This window comes from Roseateles sp. P5_E11 (assembly GCF_054049355.1).
The window spans coordinates 1-3,622 of sequence record NZ_JBFUMO010000577.1 but is presented as its reverse complement, the minus strand read 5'-3'; the positions used below and the strand labels follow the sequence as shown (position 1 = coordinate 3,622).

At 68.0% G+C, this 3,622-nt stretch carries 4 protein-coding genes; all 4 read right to left on the bottom strand.

Annotated elements, in window-relative coordinates:
• Positions 1–7: 7 nt before the first annotated feature.
• From ACXJKR_RS27265 to ACXJKR_RS27250, 4 genes are read right to left on the bottom strand one after another with little or no spacing between them, the layout of a single operon-like run.
• Positions 8–817: a TatD family hydrolase gene (locus tag ACXJKR_RS27265; RefSeq protein WP_457325488.1), complete on the bottom strand. Its 810-nt coding sequence runs from the start codon at positions 815–817 to the stop codon at positions 8–10.
• Between the two features lie 15 nt (positions 818–832).
• Positions 833–1,687 (bottom strand): formyltetrahydrofolate deformylase, encoded by an 855-nt coding sequence (gene purU, locus ACXJKR_RS27260; RefSeq protein ID WP_457325487.1) that lies wholly within the window; start codon positions 1,685–1,687, stop codon positions 833–835.
• Positions 1,684–2,376 carry a lipoprotein-releasing ABC transporter ATP-binding protein LolD gene (gene lolD / locus ACXJKR_RS27255; protein ID WP_457325486.1) on the bottom strand — a complete coding sequence of 231 codons (693 nt, stop codon included), beginning with the start codon at positions 2,374–2,376 and terminating at the stop codon, positions 1,684–1,686. The genes purU and lolD overlap by 4 nt, the downstream gene beginning before the upstream one ends.
• Entirely contained in the window at positions 2,369–3,619 is a 1,251-nt protein-coding gene (locus tag ACXJKR_RS27250; RefSeq protein WP_457325489.1) for a lipoprotein-releasing ABC transporter permease subunit, read from the bottom strand. Before ACXJKR_RS27250 ends, lolD begins: the two co-directional genes overlap by 8 nt.
• Positions 3,620–3,622: the final 3 nt, after the last annotated feature.

Sequence of the window (3,622 nt, the reverse complement as noted above, 5' to 3'; positions counted from 1 at the left end):
GGCCTGATCAGCCCAGCCGTGGCAGCGCGGCGCGCGCGTTGGCGCTGGTGATTGCCGCCGTCTGCTCAAGCGTCCAGCCGCGCAGCTCGGCCAGGCTTTCGGCAATGCGCGGCAGCTCGGCCGACTCGTTGCGCGCCTGGCCAGGGCTGGCTTCACGCTGCTCGGCCGTCTTGTAGAGCCACTGCGGCGGGATGTCCGGCGCATCAGTCTCCATGACGAGCGCTGTATCCGGCACGCTGGCCGCGATGCGGCGGATCTGCAGCGAGCGCTCAAACGTCAGCGTGCCGCCAAAGCCGAGCTTGAAGCCCAGCTTGATGAAGGCTTGCGCCTGCTGCTCGCTGCCATTGAAGGCATGCGCAATGCCGCCCTGCGTGAAGCCGACACGGCGCAGGCCGGCCAGCAGCTTGTCGGCGCTGCGCCGCACATGCAGCAGCACCGGCAGGCCAGCGCGCTTGGCGAGCTTGAGCTGCTCGACGTAGAAATGCTGCTGGGTGTCGGGGTCGATGCCCTCGACGAAATAGTCCAGGCCGATCTCGCCGACGGCGACGAGGCGCGGATCGGCATGATGCGTCTCCACCGCTTCGGCGAGTTTTTCCAGATCGCCCGCGGCGGCGCCCATCACGCACAGCGGATGGATGCCCAGGGCGTAGGTGAAGTCGTGCTGGATGGCCAGCAGGCGCACCGTGTCGAGGTTGTGCGCATCGACGGCGGGAATGACGATCTGCGCGACGCCCGCGGCCCTGGCACGCGCGACGACAGCGTCGCGGTCAGCGTTGAACTCGGCCGCGTCGAGGTGGYAGTGGGTGTCGATCCACATGCCTTCCCTTGTATCTCAGCGGAAGACGACCGTGCGGTTGCCGTTGAGCAACACCCGGTGCTCCGCGTGCCACTGGATGGCCCGCGCCAGGGCCACGCATTCCATGTCGCGGCCGATGCCCACGAGCTGCTCGGGCGGCATGCTGTGGTCGATGCGGGCGACTTCCTGCTCGATGATCGGCCCCTCGTCGAGGTCGCTGGTCACGTAATGGGCCGTCGCACCGATCAGCTTGACACCACGCTCGTAGGCCTGGTGATAGGGCTTGGCGCCCTTGAAGCTGGGCAGGAAGCTGTGGTGGATGTTGATGGCCCGGCCGCTCAGGTCGCGGCACAGCTCGGGCGACAGGATCTGCATGTAGCGCGCCAGCACGACGAGGTCGATCTGGTTTTCGGCCACCACTTCGCGGATCTTGGCTTCCTGCGCCTGCTTCTGTGCGTCGGTGGCGCCCAGCAGCGGGAAGTGGTGGAAGGGAATGTTGTGCGAGGCCGCGAGCTGATAGAAGTCGCGGTGGTTGGAGACGATGGCCGGGATCTCGATGGGCAAGTGCCCGGTCTGCACGCGGAACAGCAGATCGTTCAGGCAATGGCCGAGCTTGGACACCAGCAGCAGCACACGGGTCTTGCGGGCGCGGGCCACCAGCTCCCAATCCATGTCGAACTGGGCGGCGAGCGGCGCAAACGCGGCCTGCAGCGCACCCTCTTCAGCCTTGGCCTCGAACTCGATGCGCATGAAGAAGCGCGCATGGTCAGCGTCACCATGCTGGTGGGAGGTCAGGATGTTGCCGCCTTCGCGCAGCAGCACACCGGTGACGGCATGCACGATGCCGGCGCGGTCGGGGCATGAAAGCTTGAGGATGAATCGCGGGGTCATGCGGTCGTTGCAGGGGCTTGGAACTGGCCCGCCACCAGCAGCAGCTGCCGATCGCAGCGCGCCGCCAGATCGCGGTCATGGGTGACGAGAACGAAGGCGGTGCCGGACTCGCGGGCGCGCTCCAGCATCAGCTCGAAGACGACCGCGGCGGTGTCGCGGTCGAGGTTGCCGGTGGGCTCGTCGGCCAGCACACAGGCCGGGCGGGTGACAAGGGCCCGGGCGATGGCCACGCGCTGGCGTTCGCCACCCGACAGCTCGGACGGGCGGTGCTGCACACGCTCCTTCAGGCCGACGCGGGCCAGCATCTCGGCGGCCGTTTCGCGCGCCTGGGCAGGCGTCTGGCGGCGGATGCGCAGCGGCATCGCGACGTTGTCCAGCGCCGAGAACTCGGGCAGCAGGTGGTGGAACTGGTAGACGAAACCCAGCTGCTGGTTGCGCCAGCGGCCACGCTCGGCCTCATCCATGGACGCCAGCGACCGGCCCATCAGCGTGACGGCGCCCGAGGTCGGCACGTCCAGGCCGCCGAGCAGGTGCAAGAGCGTGCTCTTGCCCGAGCCCGAAGCACCGACGATGGCCAGCGTCTCGCCGCGCGACACATGCAGGTCCACGCCCTTGAGCACGGTGACGTCCAGGCCGCCTTCGCTGAAGCGGCGGGTCAAGGCCGTGGCCTGAAGAATCTGATCACTCATAACGCAGCGCCTCCGCCGGCTGCACGCGGCTGGCGCGCCAGCTTGGGTAGAGCGTGGCGAGGAAGGACAGGGCCAGGGACACCAGCGCAATCGGCACGATGTCGCCTTGCTGCGGGTCGCTGGGCATCTGGCTGATGACGTAGATGCTGCCGGGCAGGAAGCTGACGTTGAGCAGGCGCTCGATGGTGGGCACGATGACGTCGATATTGCAGGCGACCAACAGCCCCAGGCCCACGCCAGACAGCGTGCCGATGACGCCGGCCACCGCGCCCTGCACGATGAACACGCCCATGATGGAGCGCGGGCTGGCGCCGAGCGTGCGCAGGATGGCGATGTCGCTCTGCTTGTCGGTCACGGTCATCACCAGCGTGGACACCAGATTGAAGGCGGCCACCGCGACGATCAGCGTCAGGATGATGCTCATCAGGCGCTTCTCGATCTGCACGGCGTCGAACCAGTTGGCGTTGGAACGCGTCCAGTCACGCACCAGGATGTCCGGGCCCAAGGCGCCCTTGAGTTCGGCTGCCACGCGGCGGGCGTCGTGGACGTCACGCAGCTTGAGCTGCACGCCGGTCGGGCCACCGGTGCGGTAGAGCTTGGCCGCGTCGTCGATGTGGATCAGGGCCAGGCCCGAGTCGTACTCGTAGTGGCCGGCGCTGAAGGTGCCGACCACATTGAAGCTCCTGTATCGCGGCGAGGCGCCCATCGGCGTGACCTGGGCGCCGGGCGCGACGACGGTGATCTTGTCGCCCACACCCACGCCCAACTGGCGTGCCAGCTCCGCGCCCAGCACGATGTTCCAGGCGCCGGGCTGCAGTTGGGCGAAGACGCCGTCCTTGAGCTGTGCACCAAGGCCGGTGACCGTCGCTTCCTCGGCCGGCGAGATGCCACGGATGATGGCGCCGCGCATGTCCTCACCGCGCGCGATCAGGCTCTGGCTGGCGACAAACGGCGCTGCGCCCATCACCTCGGGGTTCTGCCTGGCCTTGGCCGCCGTGGCCTGCCAGTCCGGCAGCGCCTGGCCCGTGTACTCCAGCAGCTCAATGTGGGCGATGACGTTGAGCATGCGGTCGCGCACTTCCTTCTGGAAGCCGTTCATCACCGACAGCACGATGATCAGCGCCGCCACGCCCAGCGCGATGCCCAGGATGGACACGCTCGAGATGAAGCTGATGAAGCGGTTGCGCCGCCCGCCGCGGCCGGCGCGCGTGTAGCGCCAGCCGACCTGGAGTTCAAACGGCAGGGT